Genomic DNA, 22333 nt, shown 5'->3' with positions numbered 1-22333 from the left:
CATCCTGGCGGCATCCCTGACCCTGCCGCCCCTGGCCGGAGCGGGGTGACAGGCCCGGCCGTCCGCCCCCGCGCATGGGGCCCGACCGCAAAAGACGGTTGCCAACGAGGCGGGACAGGGCTACAGGTCCTCCCCGGCCCCCGGTGGACATCGTCGTCCGTCGGCGGCCGGACACGACATCCTCGACAACAATCGGCCCTTGCCTTCGGGCGAGAAAAAACAGCGGACAGGCCACCGCTCCCCGGGGTGATACAATGCAACAACTCATCCATCTCGCACTGATCATGGGAGCCGCCCTTGCGGGCGGTCTGCTCGCCAGTCGCCTAAACATACCCGGCAGCATCATCATAGGCGCCATGCTCGGCGTCATCCTCCTGAAGCTGTGCCTGGCGGCTCCCCTGGCCCTGCCCAAGCAGTGGTCGTTTTTCATCCAGATCGTGGTCGGCGCCACCGTCGGTTCGAGCTTCTCCCCGGACATGCTCAAACAGCTCGGGCACTACGCGGTGCCCATCCTGATCTCGGCTCTGCTGTTGATCCTCCTGGGCAGCGTCATGGCCGTGGTCTTCACCAAATTCTGGGGCATCGACCCGGGAACGGCCTTCATCAGCACCAGCCCCGGCGCCATGACAGCCATGACCGGCATGGCGGGCGGCCTGAACGTGGACATCTTCCTGGTCCTGACCTTTCACATGACCCGAGTCATCCTGGTCATCCTCCTCGCCCCGGCGATCATGCGCATCAGCCGCATGTTTTTCTAGCCGGCTCCGAGGATAAAACTCGGCAACGTCACAAAGGCCGACGGTCGTGGGACCGCCGGCCTTTTTCGCGAGGCCCTCCCTTAACGCCTCAACGCGCGCCAAGCCGCGCACCATCAGAAAACAACTATCATATCGGGGAACTATAATTTCAGCGGAAATCGTCACTGCCCTTGCCCCTGGCACCTTTCTTGTATATCGACATGCATTTGATTTAGCCGAAAACGCCATAAAAACAATGTATTATACAGAATCGGTTAATTCGCGGATCAATATCCATTATGAATTGATGAGGAGTGACCCATGAAAATCAGTGTTAAAAGTAAAATGGTTTTGGCGATGGTCGCGTTCTTCACGCTGGTCGTCGTCATCCTGAGCACGGTCTCGTACCGAAGCTTCAGCGAATCTTCGGAGAAGATGAAAACGGAGAGCCTCGACACCATCGCAAGGGCAGTCGGCAAGGCCGTCTCCGAAAAGACGGAGATGTATTTCACCTCCCTGGAGCTTGCGGCGCGGATGTTCAACGTGGTGCAGCAACAGGATGAAACGGCCCTGAATGAATACCGAATCGACCTGTTGGACCAGCTCAGACAGCAGACTGGCGTGGGGGAAGCCTATTATAGCCTGAAGGACGGCACCACCTACACCGCCGAGCCCAGGGGACTGATCCCCAACTTCAAGGCTAAGGCGGTGAAGCGCGAATGGTACAAACGCATCTGGGCCGGGGAGAAGCGCATCATGACGACGCCCTACACCTCGTCCATCGGCGCAACGGTCATGGCGGTAGGCGTCCCCCTGCTGCGGAACGGAGCTGTCTGGGGTACCCTGTGCATTAACCTGGGCCTGACCGACATCACCAAATTCACGAACAACGTACTCGATTTCAAAGATATATTCCTGACACGAAACGACGGCTACATCATGGCCAGCCCGAACAAGGAGCATATCGGAAAAAGCCTGTGGGAAATCGTTCCCTCCCTCAAGAAGTACGCCGACCGCTCCACGGCGGGACAGATCCAATTCACCATCGACGGCGAGGCCTACCAGGGCAGCGTATACGTCATCGACGGGCTCAACTGGAAGGTATGGACCTATGAAAGGCTGGCCGAAATCAAGGCCGACTCCACCAAGAATCTCTACCTGAACACGATCATGGCCATCGTCGCCCTGCTGCTGTCCGCGCTCATCGTTTACTACTTCACTTCGTCGCTGATCTTCAAACCGCTGGAATCGGTCAAAGCGACCCTGCAACGCATAGGCGGCGGCGACCTCCGGGCCATGGAGGAATCCGGCTCCACCCGGGAAGATGAAATCGGACAGTTGATGCATACCATGCGGGCAATGGGCGACCGGCTCAGGCACGTCGTCGGCGAAGTCGGCCGCGCGGTCGACAGCGTCAACAGGAGCGCCCACGAATTGTCCGCCACTTCCGAGGCCCTCGCCCAGGGAGCCACCGAGCAGGCGGCCAACGTCGAGGAGGTCGCGGCATCCATGGACGAGATGGCCGCAACCATCGGCAAAAACGCGGAAAACGCCAAGGAGACGGAACAGACTTCACGCTCTTCCGCCATCGACGCCGAAAAGGGCGGCAAATCCGTGGACGAGACCGTGAAGGCCATGCGCAAGATAGCGGACAAGATCTCCATCATCGAAGAGATCGCCCGCCAAACCAACCTGCTGGCCCTCAACGCCGCCATCGAGGCGGCCCGCGCCGGGGAGCACGGCAAGGGATTCGCCGTCGTGGCGGCCGAAGTCCGGAAGCTGGCCGAACGATCCGGCGGCGCGGCCGCGGAGATCAGCGAACTCTCGGTCCACAGCGTGTCCGTCGCCGAGGACGCGGGCACCATGCTCGACAAGATGGTCCCGGACATCAAGCACACTGCCGAGCTCGTCGTCGCCATCACCGACGCCTCCGACGCGCAGAGCGCCAACGCCGAAACGGTCAACCGGGCGGTCCAGGAACTGGATCAAGTCATCCAGCAGACCGCGGCAGCCTCCGAGCAGGTGGCCTCGACCTCGGAGGAATTGACCACGCAGGCGGGCTACCTGAAGAAATCCATGTCGTTCTTCAAGATCGACAAGTATGAACGCCCCCTGATCGCGCAGCCGTCCCGCCCAAGAGCCCTCCCCGGCGCGACCCGGGAAGATGGCGACGGCACCGAGGGATTCGAGAAGTTCTAGCCGGTCCGGACGGACAATCCTTATATAAAAAAGCCCCATGGCGCGCCATGGGGCTTTTTTGCTGCCGCCAGGACGGACGCGGCGTCGCCTATTCTTCCGATTCGGCGGGCTCCGCCTTCTGCAATTTTCTGAAGACGGTGCTCCTGTTCAGGCCCAGGGCCTTGGCGGCCTTGGGAATGGACCCATAGGCCGAGACCGCGTTTTTCAGGATCTGCGTTTCCAGCTGGCCCATTATCGTTTTGAAATCCTGGCCTTTGAAATTATTCAGCCCCAGGGTGATGCTATTGCGCGAATCCATCGCCGCATTCTTGGCCACGATGGTGCACGGCAGGTCCTCCACCTGGACCATGTTGCTGTCGCAGGTGACCACGAGGCTGTGGATCAGGTTCTCCAGTTCGCGGAGGTTGCCCGGCCAGCCGTAGCTGAGCATGAGTTCCTCGGCCATGGCCGAAAGGCGGACGCGCCGTTTGTAGCGGACGTTGAACTGTTCGAGGAAGAAATAGATCAGCTCCAGCAGGTCCTCGCCCCGGTCGCGCAGCGGCGGGATGTTGATCACCGCCACCTGGAGCCGGTAAAAGAGATCACGCCTGAAATCCCCATTCTCCGCTTCCTCCGCCAAATCGCGGTTGGTTGCGGCGATGACCCGGACGTTGACCTTCTTGGCCGAGGTGGCCCCCACCCGCTTGATTTCGCCATCCTGGAGCACGCGCAGGAGTTTGCCCTGCATGGGCAGGGGCAACTCGCCGATCTCGTCCAGGAACAGGGTCCCCTTGTCCGCTATCTCGAAAAGCCCCGCCTTGCCCTTGGGATCGGCCCCGGAAAAGGACCCCGGCGCATAGCCGAACAGTTCCGATTCGATGAGATTCTCGGGAATGCAGGTGCAATCGACCTTGACCAGGGAATTGTTCCGGCGGGTGCTGTTGTTGTGCAGCTCCCTGGCCATGACGTCCTTGCCCACGCCGGTTTCCCCCAGGAAAAGCACCGTGGCGTCGGTCTTGGCGATCTTGTGCAGTTGACGGAACAACTCCCGCATGATCTGGCTTTTGGGGGTCAGATAGAGGGAGGAGTTTTCCTGGCAGATGCCGTACTGGAAGGATTCGATCAGTTGCCGCTGGGCCGAAACCTGGTTCTTGAGCTGGGAAATGAGTGCGATGTCGCGCACGTAAGTAACGACCATCTCGACGTCGTCGTCATAGTCGAAAATGGGATGGGCAACCAGGATAACCTTGCGGGTCTTGCGGTTGATCTGGACGGCCGTGGCGGTTTTCTTCGTCTGGACCACCTCGCCGTTCAACGCCACGTCAAAGACCCCCTGGGCCACAAGATCCGAGACGTTCTTTCCCAAAATATCCTGGGACTTCAACCCGGTGAGGTTCTCATACATGGCGTTCACGGCCAGGGTCACGCCGTTTTTGTCCGTGATGTAAAGCCCATCGTTCAAGGTATCGAAAATATGGCAAAGATATGTCGCAATCAGGCTTTTGCGCTTCTGTAGGATGTGCTGGTGATGGGGTGTTTCGAGAATCATTGGAAAAACTCCTGAAAGGTGGACAGTATCTGTGAGATCCCGGCAAAAAGCAACACGCACAGCAGGAGACGGCGGTTGGACTTCGAGGCGAACCGCCGGGAAAACCGGATGCCGAGGAGGCCGCCCAGGAGCGAGGCCGGGCACGCCAAAAGGAAATAAGTCAGGGTCTGCGCGGTTTGCAGCCCGGCCAGGCATTGACCGCCGACGATGGCGGTTCCGCTGAGGATGAAGGCCGCGCCGAGAAAGCCCTTGGCCTCGCCCGCGTTCCAGCCGGACAGGGTGGAGAACACGGCCAGAGGCGGCCCGTTAAAGCCGAAGGCCGTACCGAAAAAAGTCGAGCACACCCCCACGGGAATGCCCCACGCAGGCCGTATGCTCCGGGGCTCCCGCTTCTCGAAGAACAGGGAGTACACGGCGTAAACGATGAGAAAGAGGCCCATCAGCGCCTTCAGCCACTCGTTGTTCAACGTCCTGATGAGATAAATCCCGGCCACCACCCCCAGGACGCAGCCCACAAAGACATACGCCAGATGCGCCCAGCGTATGCTTTGCCGGTAGCTCCAGGCGAGCTGGAGGTTCAGCACCAGCACGATCAGCGTGGAGCTGGGCACGGCCAGGCTCAGGGGGATGAAATGGACCACGATGGGCATGGCCACCATGGCGGCCCCCAGCCCCACCACGTGGTTCACAAACCCGGCGATGCACCAGGATACGGCGAAAACGATCAATGTCATTCCAATCTCGCGTTTTGAGCGTTTTGGGGATCACAAAAGCAAAAACCAGGCCGGAAAAGGCCCAAATTATTGGCCTGTTTTTTGCTTTTACCCGAAAACTTGATCACAAAACCCTCAAAGGAGCGATCCTAATGAATGTTATTGATTTCAGATTCAGGCCCCATACCCCGGAAGTAGTCAACGGCATCGCCACCAGCGCCATGTTCAAAGACCTGTGCGAGGCCACCCACTTCGACAAATGCCGCCCGGAACCCTTTGACGACATCATCAAGGGATTGGAGCAGCACCACGTTATCAAGGCCGTCATCACCGGGCGCGACTGCGAAACGACCTACGCCTCCATGGCCAACGGCAACGGCAGCCTGCTGGAGTTCTGCAAGCAGGCGCCCGATACGTTCGTCGGGTTCTGGGGCATCGACCCGCACAAGGGCATGGCCGCCATCCGCGACCTTGAGCAGGCGGTAAAGAACAACGAAAGCATCCAGGGCGCGGCCATCGATCCCTATCTGGCCAAAATCTATCCCCATGACGCCAAGTATTATCCGGTGTACGCAAAGTGCTGCGAACTCGGGATTCCCATCATCATGACCACCGGCACCGCCAGCTTCGTTCCCGGCGCGGTGATCGACCACGTCGCCCCCCGCTTCATCGACTACGTGGCCCGGGACTTCCCCGAGCTCAAGATTATCATGAGCCACGGCGGCTACCCTTGGGTTTCCGAAGCCATCATCGTCACCCAGCGCAACAAGAACGTCTTCATCGAGATGTCCGAATACGAGCTGTGGCCCCACGCCGAAGCCTACACCAAGGCCGCCAACGAACTCATCTCCGACAAGATGCTCTTCGCCTCGGCCCACCCCTTCATCGACTACCGCGAACAGCTCGAAAAATACGCGAATCTGCCCTTTGAAAAGGACGTCTACGAAAAGGTCATGTACAAAAACGCGGCCCGTATCCTGGGTTTGTAATCCGGCATGCCAACTGGTAACAGAATCTTCCGAGAATCCCATCAGAATGAATTCTGTTATATCAACAGGTTACACTGATGTCTCGTTTTTGCAACATGGTGCAATATCGCAACATCGGGAAAATATCCTAGGAAATCATGGCGGTAATCGGGAAATGTGAATTCCGGCACAACACCACGGTGCAATACGACATCAATAGCCGCTTTCCGGGAGAGAGGGGGCGGACCTTCTCTCCCGGAAACGCCTGGAAAAATCTAGACAACCCGACAGTAATTCGTCCTCGCCGCCTCGGCGGCATCATGGAATGCTCCTTGCTAACCATGTGAAAAAAGGACCATACCCCAACCGAAAACATGGAGGAACCGATGACACAGTCTTTAGCCCGAAAAGGCCTGATCGCAGGCATGCTTTTCATCTGCGCGATCTTCGTCCTGGGCGCCACCCCCGGCACGGCCCACGCCCGCAAGCTGAAAATCCGCCTGGCCCATCCCATGGCTCCGGGCAACAACGTGACCCTGGGATACGAAAAATTCAAAGAGGTCCTGGAAGACATCTCCGGCGGCCAGATCAAAGTCCAACTCTTCCCCAACTGCATGATGGGCTCGGACCGGGACGGCATGGAAGCGACCCAGCGCGGCTCCATTGAAATGGCCTCCAGTTCCTCCCCGAACATGGCCAACTTCTCCAAAAAATTCCTTATATTCGACCTTCCGTACGTAACCAACCGGAAATACCAGAAGAACCTGTACGCGGCTCTCGACAACGGCGCGCTGGGCAAATACTTCGACGACCTGGCCGAGGAGATCAACCTGCGCCCGATCATGTTCAGCGAATACGGCTACCGCAACTTCGTGACTTCCGACAAGCCCATCACCAAGGCCGCCGACCTGGCCAAGCTGAAGGTGCGCACCACGGCCTCCCCTGTCGAGGTTGAAACCGCCAAGGCCCTCGGCATGAACCCCACCCCCATCGCCTGGGCCGAGGTCTATACCGCCATGCAGCAGGGCACCGTGGACGGCGAAGGCAACACCTTCTCCCTGCTCTGCGACGCCAAGCACGACGAGGTCATCAAGTACGCCGTCGATTCCCGGCACAACTACAGCATGCATATCCTCATGTGCAACAACAAGTGGTGGAAGGGCTTGAAGCCCCAGCAGCAGCAATGGATCAAGCAGGCGGCCCGGGAAGCCCTGACTTACCAGCGCGGCATTTCCACCGAGTTGGAGGCCAAGGCCACCCAGAAGATGCTCGACGAGGGCATCCAGATCCACCAGTTGACCGATCCCGAACTGGCCGAGTTCAAGGAACTCACCCGCCCCGTCTGGGACAAGTTCCGCCAGGACATCCCGGCCGAGCTCTTTGACATGATCGCCGCCACCCAGCAATAACCCCGAACACGGAAACGACATACCCCGCCGCGCCGCTCCATCCGGCAAGGAGCGACGCGGCGGGTCAAAAGGATCGCAGAATGACCACGTCCCCCACTGCCCCCAACAAAACAGGCTGGCTGGCCTGGCTTGACGACAACGCGGAGAAGCCCTTTCTGTGTATCGGGCTTCTGGCGATCATCCTGATCATCACGTTCCAGACCGCCTATCGGTACCTGATCGTCAACTTTTCGGATACAGCCAGCGCCGCGGTCTGGACCGAGGAACTCTCCCGCTTCATCTTCATCTGGATATCCTATCTGGCCGTGCCTCTGGCCATCAAGAACCGGGACAACATCCGCGTCAACATTCTCTACGACAAATTCAATCCCAGATGGCAGAGCATATTCTGGGTCGTCAACGACCTGTGCTTTCTCTTCCTCAGCCTCTACGTGACCTGCCTGGGCGTGCACATGATCGGCGAGGGCATGCGCTACCCCCAGATGGCCCCGGCCATGCAGATCCCCTATTATATTCCCTACAGCATCATCCCCCTGGGCTTTGCGCTGATCAGCCTGCGCTTGTTCCAGGACATCTACCGTGAAGTGAAAACCTGCGGCATGAAGGACCTGGCCATCGCCGTGGCCGTCAGCGCCGTCATCATCGCTCCGGCTTATATTCTGTGGTACCTGCCGGACTTCCAGGCCTTCGAGAATTTCGAGCCTTCGGCGACCATCGTCCTGTTCAGCTACTTCCTGGTGGTCATCGCCATCGGCGTCCCCATCGGCATCAGCCTGGGCCTGGCCTCGCTGCTGACCATCCTGGCCACCGGCACCATCGACCTCGGCTACATCGCCCAGATCAGCTTCACATCCATTGACAGCTTCCCGATCATGGCCATCCCCTTCTTCGTGGCGGCGGGCATCTTCATGGGCGCGGGCGGCCTGTCCACCCGACTGCTCAACCTGGCCGATGAAATGCTGGGCGCGCTCCCGGGCGGCATGGCCATGGCCTCCGTAGCCACCTGCATGTTCTTCGCCGCCATTTCCGGTTCCGGTCCGGCCACCGTTGCCGCCATCGGCTCCCTGACCATCCCGGCCATGATCGAGCGCGGCTACAACACCTATTTCGCCTGCGCCATCGTGGCTGCGGGCGGCGCCATCGGCGTCATGATTCCCCCGAGCAATCCTTTCGTCATCTACGGCATCGCGTCCCAGACCTCCATCGGCGACCTGTTCCTCGCGGGCATCATCCCCGGCGTGCTCACCGGCCTGGTGCTCATGGGCTACAGCTACTGGATCTCCAAGCGAAAGGGCTGGATGGGCGAGAAGAAGACCCGGACCTTCGGCACCTTCGTCAAGGCCATCTGGGACGCCAAGCTGGCCCTCATGGTCCCGGTCATCGTTCTCGGCGGCATCTACAGCGGCCTGATGACCCCGACGGAGGCCGCCGCCGTGGCCGCCTTCTATGGCCTGATCGTGGGCATGTTCGTCTACAAGGGGTTGAACAGACACAACATCATCCCCACGATGCTGGACATCTGCGCCACTTCGGCCATCATCATCATTCTCATGGCCATGGCCAAGGTCTTCGGCCAGATCATGACCGTGGAGGAAATTCCCGCGCAGATCGCCTCGTACATCCTGGGGCTGACCAACAGCAAGATCATGATCCTGTTGCTCTTCAACGCGTTTTTGCTGTTCATCGGCACGTTCATGGAAGCGTTGGCGGCCATCGTCATCCTGGTCCCCATCCTGCTGCCCATCGCCACACAGGTCGGCATCGACCCGACCCACTTCGGCATCATCATGGTCGTCAACCTGGCCATCGGGTTCATCACCCCGCCGGTGGGCGTGAACCTCTTCGTCGCCTCGGGCGTGGCCAAGGTGAAGCTGGACGACATCAGCAAGCAGATCTGGCCGATCCTCGCCCTGATGATCGTCGTCCTGCTGCTGGTGACCTACATCCCGGAAATATCCATGTTCGTCCTCCGCTGACCCCCCCGAACAACCACATTGAAAAAGCCCTGCGACCAATCGCAGGGCTTTTTCTTGTGCGCGCCGCAATTCAAGATCCAACAAGAAAAATTCATTTATAAAAGCGCGTTGAGGGCTATCTAGGAATCATGTTTCTATTTTGCACCGTTTTTCCCACGGATGCCGAAACGCAACATGCAACTATCTACTTTTTTTTATTTGATAAAACTCATTTCACGCGGAAAATGGTGCACCCCCGCACCATGCCGGCGCCCCGAAGGAAATCCTCTTCGGCAGTATGCAAAAAAGCATTTATATTCAAGCATGTTAGCTGTCAGAATATATTGGCACAAACTATGCTTAAGTAGGGATCATACCGCCCGGACGGCCGGGGCAACCGAAGCAATAATTTAAACACATCAATAGGAGAACAGACAGATGGAATGCTGCCTTTCACACCAAGAACAGATGTTGGAAAACAAGCTCAAGGGACTCGATAACCCGTATAGGGAAACCCACAAACGCGTGTTCAAGATTCTTGAAAGCATCGAGAACCTGACCCCTTCCATAGACATCCAGCGCGCCCTGTATTTCACCAAGTCCATGCAGGAGACGGAAGGCGAGCATCTGACCCTGCGCTGGGCCAAGGCCCTGTACAACATCGCCGAGAACATCGACGTCTACATCGACGACGACAACCTTCTCTGCGGCCGCGCCGGCGCCCAGGGCCGCTACGGCATCCTCTACCCCGAGCTGGACGGCGACTTCCTGGACCTGGCCCTCAAGGAACTGCCCAACCGTGAAAGCTCTCCGTTCACCATCTCCCAGGCCGACGCCGACGTCGTCGTCCACGAGATCGCCCCATACTGGAAGGGCAAGACCTACCATGAGGCCTTGAACAAAGCGTTCGCCCCCGAGACCCACGCCCTGACCTACAACGACCCCGATGGTCTGCACTCCCGGTACATCGTCAATGAAACCTCCTCCTTCCGCTCCTGCCTCCAGTGGGTGCATGACTACGAAGTCATCCTGAAGCGCGGTTTCGGCGGCATCCGCAAGGAAATGCAGGAAAAGCTCGACGCCCTTGATCCGCTTTCCCCGGTGGACAACGTGGAGAAGAAGCCCTTCATCGAAGCCATCATCCTGGTCTGCGACGCCGTCATCCTGTGGGCCAACCGTCATGCCGCCCTGGCCGAGCAGAAGGCGAGCGAGGAAAAGGACCCGGTCCGCAAGGCCGAGCTGCGGGAAATGGCCCGCATTTGCAGCAAGGTCCCCGAGCATCCGGCCGAGACCTTTTACGAGGCCGTGCAGTCCCAGTGGTTCACCCAGATGTTCTCCCGCCTGGAGCAGAAGACCGGCACCATCGTCTCCAACGGCCGGATGGACCAGTACCTCTACCCCTATTATGAAAAGGACGTCGAGGCGGGCACCATGGACGAGGTCAAGGCCATGGAGCTGATCGAATGCATGTTCGTCAGCATGGCCCAGTTCATCGACCTCTACATCTCCCCCCAAGGCGGCGACTTCAACGAAGGCTACGCCCACTGGGAAGCGGTGACCATCGGTGGCCAGACCAAGGACGGCCTCGACGCCACCAATGAACTGTCCTACCTGTTCCTGCGCTCCAAGCGCGAGTTCCCGCACCACTACCCCGACCTGGCGGCCCGCATCCACGCCCGCGCGCCCCAGCGGTTCCTGGCCGAGATCGCGGAAACCATCAAGGAAGGCTCCGGCTTCCCCAAGCTGATCAACGACGAGGAAGTCATCCCCCTGCACCTGGCCAAGGGCGCCAAGTTCTCGGAGATCTACGACTACGCCATCTCCGGCTGCGCCGAAATCCGCATGCCCAACCGGGATACCTACACGTCCGGCTGCCCCTACATCAACTTCGCGGCCGCCGTGGAAATGGTCCTGTACAACGGCAAGATGCTCAAGTACGGCGACCGGCAACTCGCTCCCGCCACCGGCGACCCCTGCCTGTTCGAGACCTTCGACGACTTCCTGGCCGCCTACACCGTCCAGCACCGAAACCTGCTCAAGCACGGCTTCGCGCAGGAAGTCAGCGTCATCAAGCTGCGCAAGGACCACTTCGCCGCGCCGCTGGCCGACGCCATGCACGCCCTCTGCCGCAAGCACTGCATCGACATCCATCAGCCCGACGTTCCCGAGGGCATCGACCTCGGCTACTTCGAAGTCATCGGCTTCGGCACGGTCGTCGATTCCCTGGCCGCCATCAAGAAGCTCGTCTTCGAGGACAAGAAGCTGACCATGCAGCAGGTCATCGACGCCTGCAAGGCCGACTTCAAGGGCTACGAGGATGTCCAGGCCCTGCTCAAGACGGCCCCCTGCTACGGCAACAACGACCCGTACGCCGATGAGATCGGCAAGTACGTCGACGCCCTAAGCGTCGAATTCGCCGAGAAGTACCAGGACGAGCTGGGCGTGCACCTGGACGTCCGCTACGTGCCCTTCACCTCGCATGTGCCCTTCGGCCGCGTGGTCTCCGCCACCCCGAACGGCCGCGTGGCCTGGTACCCGCTGTCCGACGGCTCCTCCGCCTCCCACGGCGCGGACAAGAACGGCCCCACCGCCATCCTCATGTCCAACTACACCACCAAGAACTTCAATCACCGTGAGCGCGCCGCCCGCCTGGTCAACATCAAATTCACGCCCAAATGCCTGGAGGGCGAGGAAGGCACCCGCAAGCTGGTCGATCTGATCCGGGCCTACTGCGACCTGCGCCTGTGGCACATCCAGTTCAACGTCATCAACGCCGAGACCTTGATCAAGGCGCAGCAGCATCCCGAGCAGTACCGCAACCTGATCGTGCGCATCGCCGGATACTCCGCCTACTTCTGCGACCTGTCCAAGGACCTCCAGGACGACCTGATCGCCAGAACCGCCCACGAAACCATCTAACCGGCAACTGTCAGTCCATAAGGGACAGGGGGAAACTCCTGTCCCTTTTTCACACCTTTTCCGAGGGACGAGGAAACGCAATGAGCTCCATTTCAGACAAGAAGACGACCGGGACCGTATTCAGTGTCCAGAAGTACTCCGTCCATGACGGGCCGGGCATTCGAACCATCGTGTTCATGAAAGGCTGCCCCCTGCACTGCGCATGGTGCTCCAATCCCGAATCGCAGGCGTTCGCCCCCCAGATCGCCTACAACAGCAACAACTGTATCGGCGCAGACAAATGCACCCACTGCCTGAATCACCGCGCCGACGGATCCATCACCGTGGGCGACGACGGCAAAATCCGCATGGACCACGATATGGTGGGGGATGATTTCGCCCTGGCCTGCGTCTGCCCCGGCAACGCCATCATCGTCTACGGCGAGGAACAGAGCGTGGACAAGGTCCTGCGCAGGGTGGAGGAGGACGAACGGTTCTACGCCCGTTCGGGCGGAGGGGTGACCCTGTCCGGCGGCGAACCCTTCGCCCAGCCCGATTTCGCCCTGGCCCTGCTGCGCGAAGCCCGGCGACGTCACATCAACACCGCCGTGGAGACCTGCGGACAGGCCCCCTGGGCAGTCGTCGAGTCCTGCCTGCCGTTCGTGGACAACTTCCTGTACGACATCAAATCCATGGATGACGAGAAACACAGGGAAAAGACCGGCCACACCGGCCGAAGCATCCGGGAGAACCTCGTGAAGATCAAGGAAGCCCGTCCCGGCGTGCCGATCCGGGTCCGGACCCCGGTCATCCCCGGCTTCAACGATACGGTGGGGGACATCGAGGCGATCATCGAGTTCGTGAAGTCCCTGCCCGGCGAGAAATGCGAATACGAAGCCCTGCCCTTCCATCGCATGGGACAACCCAAATACGCCAACCTGGGCAGGACCTACGACTATGCGGACATCGTCAAACTGGACGACGAGTTGGTGATCGAAATCAAAAAATTGGAAGAACAATACAAAAACGGCCAGTAATGCCTGGCGACACCATGGCGGACCAGCCTCCCCGCCGCATGGACAGGGCCCTCCCCGGATTTCGGGGAGGGCCCTTTTCGTTCCGCGCCGTGGAGGCCGGGCGGTCGCAACGGCGGAGAAGGATTCGGTCGTTGGTTTCCATCTCGATTGCAGACTCGAAATTTCCGGAGCGCGCTCCCCCCTGTCGGCGCCCCGCCCTTCACGACGGCGCAGCCTCGCCCCGGTGCAGCTTGTCCTTTTTGCGGAAAAATCACTGCGCAAGCAGGGTACGGCTCCGGCGACGACGGCGAGGCCCCCGGGAAACCGGGGTTTCCGCGGGGGCCTGCTGGTAAGGGGGTGAGTCTGTGGAGGAAGTATCAGGCGATCTTCTTGAGGCGCACGGGAATGCCCTGGCGGGCGGCCGCGCCGGTTTCGTGTTCCTGGAGGGTGGAAGCGCCCCGGCGGGTGGGATCGCCCGGGACCAGGTCGTTGAGGCTGAAGCCGTTGGCCGCGCCGGGGTTGGCCTTGATGACCCGGCCGTCCACGGTGACGTCCGCCGCGCCCAGGGCCCGATGGCCGAAGCCGTGCTCCACCGCAATCACGCCGGGAGCGACCACGTCGCCGACCACCACCGTGGCCCGGGCCGAGGCGGCGGGACTTTCGATCTCCACCTCGTCGCCATGGACCAGGCCGAGCCTGGCCGCGTCGCCGTCGTTGACCATGACCATGTTCACGGGCTTGATGGCCCGCAGCCGATCCAGGACCACGGCATAGGAATTGATCAGGTTCGACTTGAACGAAGTCATCAGCAGGGGATAGTCCCGCTCGGTCCAGACCTCGCGCAACTCGCGCCCGTCGGTCAGCCGGGGCGGCACAAAGGCGGCCACGCCCAGGTACGGTTCGCCGGTCTGGGAGTTGATGGCGGTGCCCACCTGCTCGTTGTAGATTTGCAGCGTCTTCTTCCACCGCCCGCCGAGCCATGGGCCGTCATAGCTCTTGGAGTATGGAGCGAACCGCCCTCCCCGGCTGTAAATCGCCGCCACCGGGCCGTGCTCGTCCACGCGCAGGGTGCGCTCGATGTCGGGCAGGATGCGGCCGATGCCGGAAAGGGCGATGTCCTCACCGCTCGGGGCGGGCAGGACCTGGCCCTTGAAAAAGGCGATGTTGGCCGCCAGGCGCAGGTAGTAATCCTCGGGCGCGTTCAGCGGGGCCACCGAGCCGTCGTCCACCGGGATGGCCTCATCCCCGAACCCGGGCAACCCCATGCGCTTGGCCACCTCGATGAGGAACTGTTCCATGCACACCGGACGCCCGTCGGCGGTTTTCTCCTGCTTGGGCTCCACAGCGGGCCAGCGGGCCGTGGACAACTTGGTCAGCACGCCGGACCACGCACCCGAGAATCCGCCCCACCCCTCGAACATGCACGGGTCGGGCACCAGGTAGTCGGCATAGGCGTTGGTCTCGTTGTGGAAGGTGTCGATGCCGATGATCAGCGGCAGGCTCCCGGGGTCCTTGAGGGATGCGTCCACCGCCCGTTGCAGGCCGCCATGGCCGTAGATGACGTTGCCGGTCCAATTGATCCAGCACTTGTAGCGGAACGGATGGCCGTTCGCATGCGAAAGCAGATGCTCGGCGGGCATGTTCGGCGGGGTAAGCGGATACCAGGGGTACCGCGCCGGGTACGGGTTCTGTCCAGCCGCCTTCTTTCTCTTGAATTCCGTGGACTTCTGGTATGGCGCGCGGCAACGGATGGCCGGGAAACCCTTGGCCTCGACCTGGCCGGGAAACTTGCCCAGGTCATACTTGGGGCCGCCCATGGCCGGGCCGTGATAGCCGCCCGCCGTGGCCGAGATGCCCCCCTTGGCGTTGATGTTGCCGATAAGCGTGTTCAACGTCAGGATCGTGAAGGTGGCGTTGGTGCCCGAGGTGGACATCATCCCCCCGTGCACGTCCACGGCCGCCCTCTTGCCGTGGGAGGTGAACTCCCGGGCCAGTTCGATCATGCGCTCCACGGGCACGCCGCAGCGGGCGGCCATGTCGTCGAGCTCCACAGCCATGGCCCGCTCCTTGAGGAGCCGGAATGCGGTGACCGCCTCCACGGTCTCGCCCGAAGCCAGCCGGATCGCGCCCGCGAACTCCAGCACGCCCTCGTCGCTCGCCTCGGAGGAGGCGGGCCTTCCCGTGGCCGCGTCCACGACCACGAATGCCTCGTCGCCACTCAGTCCGAGCTGGGAGGCGCGCAGGAACCGGCCCTTGTCCGCGCCCGACCGGGCCACGAGGTAGGTGGCGTTGGAGATGCTGATCTCACCCGCCCTCCCTGCCGCCGCCACATTGGGACGAACCAGGAAATTCCGGTCATAACGCTCATTTTCGATGATCCAGCGAATCATGCCCATGGCCAGGGCCGAGTCCATGCCGGGATTGATGGGCACCCACCGAGAGCGCTCGCGGGCCGCATCCGAGGCGGGCATGCGCAGGACGGGGTCGATGACCGCGTAATGCAGCTCGCCGTCGGTGCGCGCCGAGGCCAAAATGCGAGCCGAACGATTGAACGGGTTGCCCGCCTGGGATGGTGCGGTGCCCCAAAACAAGGCGAACTCACAGTTTGCCCAGTCCGGCTTGATGTGCGCGTTCTTGGCCAGGTCGTCCATGAACATGCCCGAACCGATGCGGAAGGACAGGCCGCAGTATGCCCCGTGCTTGCCGAAGTTCTTGGTTCCGAAGGACTTCATGCCGAAGCGGCGGAAGAAGAAGTCGCTGCGGCCGTCGTCCACGGCATAGGTCAGGAGCAACTGGTTGCTCTTGGGGCCGAACTCCGGGTGCTCGGGATTGGCCAGGTCCTTGAGGTTGCGGATGGCCCGCAACCCGTCCACCGGTCCCTCGCCGAACAGGTCGCCGCCCTCGACCACCTCTTCCAGAAGCTGCTCGAACGGGATGCGCGTCCACTTGTTCTCGCCGCGCTTGCCCGCGCGCTTGAGGCAATGGGTGATGCGGAACGGGCTGTCGGCGGCTTCGAACATGGCCGCCCCGCGCCCGCAGACCGTGGACCGCTGGGCATGGCCCATGTCCTTGTCGGCGGACAGCCGGTCCAGGGCTTCCCTGACCGGCATGTTCATGGGAAAGTGTTTCTCGTGGGACAGGGGGTTGTACGGATTGCCCGCCACCCGAACCACCTCGCCGGTGGCATCGTCGATGTGCAGCCGCACGCCACAGAAGGTGGTGCAACCCCAACACTGGTTGAAGGCGACGTGTTGCCCCTTGCCCAGGCGGATGGAGCCGTCCGGGGCGCGCTCGTACTCCGGGGCCAGGGATTCTGGGGAAACCTTGGCCGGGTCCTCGGCCAGGGCCGCCGGGGCGGCTTCGGCGCGGCCCGTCCCGAGCAGCGCGCCCGCGCCGAGCATGCCCAGCCCGGCTGCGGCCAAGCCGTTTTTGACCAGTTCACGTCTATTCCTATCCATGAGAATGTTCCCTCCTTACCAGGGCGACGTTACTGAAAAGACCGCCCAGGACCATACCCAGGCCGAGCAGGAAAATCAGGCTGCCAGCCAGAATCAGCAGGGACTGGGCCGAAACGAGATGGGCCACCGCGCCTGCATCCACGGCAGTGAAGGAATTGCGGGGAATGGACTGGCCCAGGAAAATGAGCCGGATGTAGAAGCCCAGGCCCGCGCCGTAGGCGGCCAGACCGGCCAGGGCGGTCAACCCGCGCACCTTGACGGCGGTCAGGCCGAGGACGGCTCCGGCCACGCCGATCAGAGAGAGCGCGGTCCAGGCCCGGGGCTCGGCCAGAATGAATCCCTCGGGCGGCGCGAGCAAAAACCCCGCCCCGGCGCAAAAAAACGACGCCCCGCTCATGACCGGCAACAGCCAGGCGGGCACGGCCTGCCGCCGGATCGCGCCCAGGAGCGCGGCCAGGCCGGTGCCGCCGGCCAGACCGGCCAGGACAAAGCCCAGTGGTAGGGCCTTGGCGTGCCACATGGCCCGGCCCGGCAGATAGCCGATCTCGCGCGAGGCGTAGGTCAACACACCCAGGGCCAGGAGGAACGCCAGCCCGGCCACGGGACGGGCGCGGCCGTCGCCGTCGCTGTCCAGGTACAGGGTCAGCAGGGCCACACCGAGGAATATCGGCAACAGGAAGGTGCCGATGGTCGTCCAGGAACTGAAGGACGGCGAAACCATGAACAGGTAAAGATGGAACGGATTGCCCAGGGACAGGGCCAGGGCGCCCAACCCGGTGATGACCGAGGCGATGCCCGCCGTGAACAGCCCGCGCCGCGCCTGCGCGCCGCGACCGGCCAGAACCAGGACGCCGCCCAGCAGGACCACGCAGGCCGCCGCCGTAATCAGGGCCAGGGCGAGCGGCTCCAGGATTTCCCAGGTGATGGCCGGGGGCACGTTGACCAGTTCGATGACCTTAGGCATGTTCACCTCCCGCCAACGCGCCTTCGGCCATGGGCAGCCCGACATTGACCGGGCTCGCCAGGAAGGCGTTCAAGTTGATGTAGTAGACGTTGGGCTTGGTGCCCATTTCCGGGGCCAGGACGCTGACGTCGCCCCGGTGCTCTTCAAGGGTCCGGCTGACGAGGCTCCCCGGGTCGCCCAGGTCGCCGAATATGCGCGCCCCGCCCACGCAATTCTCCACACACGCGGGCAGCAGCCCGGCCTGGAGGCGGTGGACGCAGAAGGTGCACTTGTCCGTGGTGCGCGTGACCGGGTTGATGTACCGGGCGTCGTAAGGGCAGGCCTGGACGCAGAAGCCGCAGGCCAGGCATTTGTCGCTGTCCACCAGGACCAGGCCGCTCTCATCCTTGTAGGTGGCGTGAACCGGGCAGACCGGCACGCAGGCGGGCTCCTCGCAATGGTTGCACAGGCGGGGCAGCGGCGCGACGGTCGGGGCCACGCCGTCATCCTCGATGACGAACTCGCCCACCGTGGCCCGGAACTTGCCCACCGGGACCCGGTTTTCCACGGAACAGGAAACCGAGCAGGAATGGCAGCCCACGCACCGTCTGAGGTCGATGACCATGGCGTACCGGGGGTTGCCGCCCCCCGCGCGCACATCCGTCGCCGTGAGCACGCCCAGGGCGGGCACCCCGGCGCAGGCGAGCTTCAAAAATTTTCTTCTGTCCATGAACTCCTCCGGTCGCGCTTTGCGCGTTTACCCGGAGAATGCGACGGATCGGCGGCCGGAACAATCGGGAACCTTCTGATTCGACGGCTCCTTTTTCATCCGGCAACGCGTCGGTGACTACATATTTTACGCTGTTATCACGGGATGTTGACGAGAATACGCTCCGTGAGTCCGCGCGCAGGGCGCATTCCGGGATGGGGAATTTCCCTAAGGGGCGGAACGGGACCGCGTCAGACGGAGATGAGCCCGTGGCGGATGGCCAGTTTGGTCAGGTCCGGGATGGTCCCCACGTCGAGCTTTTCCATGAGGTTGTACTTGTGGGTCTCCACGGTCTTGGGGCTGATGTGCAGCCGGACCGCCGCCTCCTTGACCGACAGACCGTCGGCCAGGAGCTTGAAGACTTCCAGCTCGCGCGGACTGAGGTGTTCGAACAGGGCTTCCCGGCCCGGCCGTTCCGGAGCGAGCTTGAGCAGCAGCGCGGCCGGGTCGATGGTCGTGAAGTAGGTCTTCCCGGCCATGACCGCCTCCACCGCGGCGCACAGGTCGGCGGGCGGGCCCTCCTTGAGCACATGTCCCGAGATGCCCGCCTTGAACAGTTCCAGAATGAACCGCTGGTCCGAATGCATGGTGTAGATAATGATCCGCGTGTCCGGCGAGGCCTTGCGGATCAGCCCGGTGGCCTCCACCCCGTCCATCTCCGGCATGGAGATATCCATGATGACGATGTCCGGCGCGAGTTCGCGGGACAATTCCACGGCCTCGGCCCCGTTGGTGGCCTCGCCCACGATCTCGATGTCCGGCTTCGAGGCGAGCAGGCTGCGGATGCCCGCGATGACGACCCGGTGATCGTCGGCGATGAGCAGGGTGGTCTTATGCATCGTTCTTGCTCCCGATATCCAGCTCGGCCAGGATCTGGGTCCCCCGGCCCGGCGCGGACTCGATATGGAAGGTCCCTTCCAGCTGGACCATGCGTTCCTTCATCAGGGTCAGGCCCAGGCTGCCCGAGGCGTTGGCCGTTGCGGCCACGGCGGCCCGGTCGAATCCCCGGCCGTCGTCCTCGAGGGTCAGCCCCAGCCGCCCGTCGCGATTGATCAGGCTGAGGTGCACCTGACGCGCCCCGGCGTACTTGACCGTGTTGGTCAGGGCCTCCTGGGTAATCCGGTACAAGGCCAGTTCCTTCTGGCCGTCGAAGCGTCTGGGCACGCCCTTGTGGAAAAAATGAATGTCCAGGTCCGTGGAGGCGCGATACTCGTCGAGCAGCGCCTCAATGGCCTGGGCCAAGCCGAGGTATTCCAGGGTGTCCGGCCTAAGCCCCTTGGAGATGGACTTGATGTCCCGCTGGACCAGGGTGATCTTGTCCGCCGCGCTTTCGAGCTGTCCCTTGCAGCAGCCGTCGGCCGAAGCCAGGGACTCCAGGGCGGCCTGGAGGTCCAGGCGCAGGGTAGTCAGCAACTGCCCGGTGTGGTCGTGCAGCTCGCGGGCCACCTCCCGGCGGTCCTCCTCCAGAAGGTTGATCAGATCGCGGGACAGAAGTTTGCGCTGCTCGTGTTCCCCTTCCAGCCGGTGATGAATCCTTTGCAATTCCTCGTTGGCCTCGGCCAGCTCGCGGGTACGCTCGCGCACACGGTCTTCCAACTGCTGGTGGGCCTCATGAAGGGCGCACTCTGCCTTGAGCCTGGCGTCCAGCTCGGACTTGAGGATGGCGGTCTTGGCGTCCACCTCGGACTCCAGCTCCGAAGTGTGGAGCAGCAGCCGCCCGGTCAGGGGACGCAGCAGCCGCCACAGGCCGATGACGCAAACCGCGTAGATGAGCAGGGAATACAGGCCCAGCTGAATGAGCCGCAGGCGTAACGGATTGTACAGTTCGCGCTCGTTGACGGACACGGTCAGCCCCCAGTCGGCTCCGGTCAACGGGGTGTAGGCCGTGACCTCGTCCCCGGCCGCGAGGATGCCGCCATTCCCGCCCAAGGCCCGGCGCAGGGCCTCGGCCTGGCTCGGCGTGGGTTCGGGGACCCCGCCCGCGTCGTCCGGGAACAGCCGGACGGCCCGTCCGGCGTGGTAGCCCAGACAGACGGTGCCCGCGCCCCGGAGGTTCCGGCCGCGCTTGATGATCTCCAAAAGCCGGGAAATATCTATGACCACCAAATCGGCTCCGACTCTGCGCCCGGTCCGGGACAGGATGGGCGCGGCGATGATCAGGCACGGCCGATTGCCCAGGAGCACGGGCTGCGAAAACCGCGCGTCGTCGGACGGCTCGGCCATGCTCCGGGCCGTGTCGGCCGGGACCGCCACGCCCACGGAAGCCACCGGGCGGCCCGCCGCATCCAGCCGGGTCAGGCCGATCACCTCGTCGGACAGGTTCATGGCGTCCTCAAGCTTGGGCCGGGTGAAGGCGGCCAGATCTTCCAGGGAACGCCGCCCCGCGTTGTAGGCGGCCAGCTCCTCGCGGATGCGGGTCCGGCTGGTCACCTGGCGGGAGAGGTCCAGCGCCCTGCGGCACCACTCGCCCACGGCCAGGCCGCGCGTCTCGGCGATATGTGAGAGCCCGGCCTCCTCGGCCTGCTTGAGTTGATCGAACAAAGTGGCCACCACGGACAGCCCCACACCCAGTGCCAGGACGAGCAGCGCCCCGGAGGCGTAGAGAAAGAGCCTCTTCTTGAGGCGTTCGGACAACCGGGAGTCCGGGCGGGGGGACGGTGCTGATTCACTCATGGTCGTGGACTCGCCGCACGGCGGCGCGCCCTCCATCAGTAGCCGCATTCTTGCGCGACCGCAATCCGGCCCGGAACAATCCGCCCTACTCCATGGGCGGGCAGAGGCGCACGTGGGGCGAAGCCGCGTCGAGCACGTGGACCGGCATGTCCGGACGGGCATACTTCTGCATGGCCCGCTTGACCGTGAAAACCAGATGGAAGGGGTCGCGGCCCTCGGAAGGCATGTGGTAGACGATCACCTCCAGCGGCCGAAAGATGCCGTCGATGATCGCTTGCCCGTTCGGGTTGTGGTAGAAGATCGGATTGACGAAGGCCGCGTCGATGGGCACGTCCCGCAAGGCCTCCTCGTAATAGGCCGAAACGTGATCCGCGTCGCCGGTGAAGAGCAGGCGCATCCCTTCCAGCTCGACGAGCAGGCAATCGTTGCGCACTTCCTGGAACTGCTTGCCCATGTGCCGCGCGCCCACGGCCGTGACCGTCAGGCCGGGTTCGGGCGTGACCGTCCGGGTCCGCCCCGGCGCAAGCCCCATGGTCCAATACGGAACGGAACGGCGCTCAAGCTCGCCGACGAGCCGGTCCAGATCGGACGACCCGTGAACCGCGTCCGGCAGGAAGACGCCCTTGACCGGGCGGCGCTCCAGATGGGCCAGGACCAGTTCCGGAGTAAAGTGGTCCGGGTGCTCATGGGTAAAGAGCAGGTAGTCGAGCTGCGCGAAAAGCCCCTCTCCCCGGCCCATGCGGTCCATGTCCTCCCGGCTTGTCCGGTCGAACGGATGCCCGTCCTGGTTGTGCATGCCGTCCACGAGCAGCCCCAGACCGCCCCCCCGGACCAGGACGCCGGCGTTGGCCACCAGGTCGATATCAATGCAATCGGTCACGTGTTTTCTCCTTGGGCGTTTGCAATGCAAAGCCCATACCCCCTCCGCCCGTCCGAGGCCAGCCGCATGCACACCCCTTGCCCGGCGAACCGAAGCCGGGTTATAGGGCGAGCGCCGGGCCGCCCCCCCCAAAAAACACCGGGCACTGCCCGGGGCCCACCTTTTGCATTCCCCGGGCAAAGGAGAC

15 protein-coding genes are annotated in these 22333 nt (G+C 62.5%); 7 read left to right on the top strand and 8 right to left on the bottom strand.

Annotated features, from left to right (window positions below; genetic code table 11):
* Positions 1-74: 74 nt before the first annotated feature.
* Both J0909_RS02470 and J0909_RS02465 read left to right on the top strand, forming a co-directional pair.
* Complete coding sequence (locus J0909_RS02470; protein ID WP_286181700.1) at positions 75-758, top strand: AbrB family transcriptional regulator; 684 nt, start codon at positions 75-77, stop codon at positions 756-758.
* Positions 759-1058: 300 nt separating this feature from the next.
* Positions 1059-2936 carry a methyl-accepting chemotaxis protein gene (locus J0909_RS02465; protein ID WP_207260195.1) on the top strand — a complete coding sequence of 626 codons (1878 nt, stop codon included), beginning with the start codon at positions 1059-1061 and terminating at the stop codon, positions 2934-2936.
* An 88-nt stretch (positions 2937-3024) separates the two neighbouring features.
* Here the strand turns inward: J0909_RS02465 and J0909_RS02460 are convergent, their stop codons facing one another.
* Entirely contained in the window at positions 3025-4464 is a 1440-nt protein-coding gene (locus tag J0909_RS02460; RefSeq protein WP_207260194.1) for a sigma-54 interaction domain-containing protein, read from the bottom strand.
* Positions 4461-5198: a sulfite exporter TauE/SafE family protein gene (locus tag J0909_RS02455; RefSeq protein ID WP_207260192.1), complete on the bottom strand. Its 738-nt coding sequence runs from the start codon at positions 5196-5198 to the stop codon at positions 4461-4463. The genes J0909_RS02460 and J0909_RS02455 overlap by 4 nt, the downstream gene beginning before the upstream one ends.
* A 131-nt stretch (positions 5199-5329) precedes the next feature.
* Between J0909_RS02455 and J0909_RS02450 the strand changes: the two genes are divergently transcribed.
* The 5 genes from J0909_RS02450 to hpsH all read left to right on the top strand — a co-directional run bounded on the left by J0909_RS02450 (position 5330) and on the right by hpsH (position 13444).
* Entirely contained in the window at positions 5330-6166 is an 837-nt protein-coding gene (locus J0909_RS02450; protein ID WP_207260191.1) for an amidohydrolase family protein, read from the top strand.
* A 365-nt stretch (positions 6167-6531) separates the two neighbouring features.
* The gene (locus tag J0909_RS02445) at positions 6532-7554 is read left to right on the top strand and encodes a TRAP transporter substrate-binding protein (protein WP_286181699.1); all 1023 of its coding nucleotides are present in this window, start codon (positions 6532-6534) and stop codon (positions 7552-7554) included.
* A gap of 80 nt (positions 7555-7634) precedes the next feature.
* Positions 7635-9530, top strand: coding sequence for a TRAP transporter large permease (locus J0909_RS02440; RefSeq protein ID WP_207260190.1), 1896 nt, complete (start codon positions 7635-7637; stop codon positions 9528-9530).
* 417 nt (positions 9531-9947) lie between these two features.
* Positions 9948-12428 (top strand): (2S)-3-sulfopropanediol dehydratase, encoded by a 2481-nt coding sequence (gene hpsG, locus J0909_RS02435; protein ID WP_207260189.1) that lies wholly within the window; start codon positions 9948-9950, stop codon positions 12426-12428.
* Positions 12429-12508: 80 nt separating this feature from the next.
* Complete coding sequence (hpsH, locus tag J0909_RS02430) at positions 12509-13444, top strand: (2S)-3-sulfopropanediol dehydratase activating enzyme (RefSeq protein WP_207260187.1); 936 nt, start codon at positions 12509-12511, stop codon at positions 13442-13444.
* Between the two features lie 356 nt (positions 13445-13800).
* Here the strand turns inward: hpsH and J0909_RS02425 are convergent, their stop codons facing one another.
* The 6 genes from J0909_RS02425 to J0909_RS02400 form a co-directional block, all read right to left on the bottom strand.
* Positions 13801-16881 carry a molybdopterin dinucleotide binding domain-containing protein gene (locus J0909_RS02425; protein ID WP_207260186.1) on the bottom strand — a complete coding sequence of 1027 codons (3081 nt, stop codon included), beginning with the start codon at positions 16879-16881 and terminating at the stop codon, positions 13801-13803.
* Positions 16874-17845 (bottom strand): NrfD/PsrC family molybdoenzyme membrane anchor subunit, encoded by a 972-nt coding sequence (gene nrfD, locus J0909_RS02420; RefSeq protein WP_207260184.1) that lies wholly within the window; start codon positions 17843-17845, stop codon positions 16874-16876. Before nrfD ends, J0909_RS02425 begins: the two co-directional genes overlap by 8 nt.
* Complete coding sequence (locus tag J0909_RS02415; protein WP_207260182.1) at positions 17838-18554, bottom strand: 4Fe-4S dicluster domain-containing protein; 717 nt, start codon at positions 18552-18554, stop codon at positions 17838-17840. The genes nrfD and J0909_RS02415 overlap by 8 nt, the downstream gene beginning before the upstream one ends.
* Positions 18555-18784: 230 nt before the next feature.
* Positions 18785-19432, bottom strand: a complete 648-nt coding sequence (locus J0909_RS02410; RefSeq protein ID WP_207260181.1) for a response regulator — start codon at positions 19430-19432, stop codon at positions 18785-18787.
* On the bottom strand, positions 19425-21266 hold the full coding sequence (locus J0909_RS02405; protein ID WP_207260180.1) for a sensor histidine kinase: 1842 nt from the start codon (positions 21264-21266) through the stop codon (positions 19425-19427). Before J0909_RS02405 ends, J0909_RS02410 begins: the two co-directional genes overlap by 8 nt.
* An 85-nt stretch (positions 21267-21351) precedes the next feature.
* On the bottom strand, positions 21352-22146 hold the full coding sequence (locus tag J0909_RS02400; protein ID WP_207260178.1) for an MBL fold metallo-hydrolase: 795 nt from the start codon (positions 22144-22146) through the stop codon (positions 21352-21354).
* Positions 22147-22333 lie beyond the last annotated feature (187 nt).

The sequence above is a fragment of the Desulfovibrio sp. Huiquan2017 genome, assembly GCF_017351175.1.
GTDB lineage: Bacteria > Desulfobacterota > Desulfovibrionia > Desulfovibrionales > Desulfovibrionaceae > Pseudodesulfovibrio.
The sequence above is the reverse complement of the archived record's forward strand: the minus strand, read 5'-3'. Positions and strand labels throughout refer to the sequence as shown.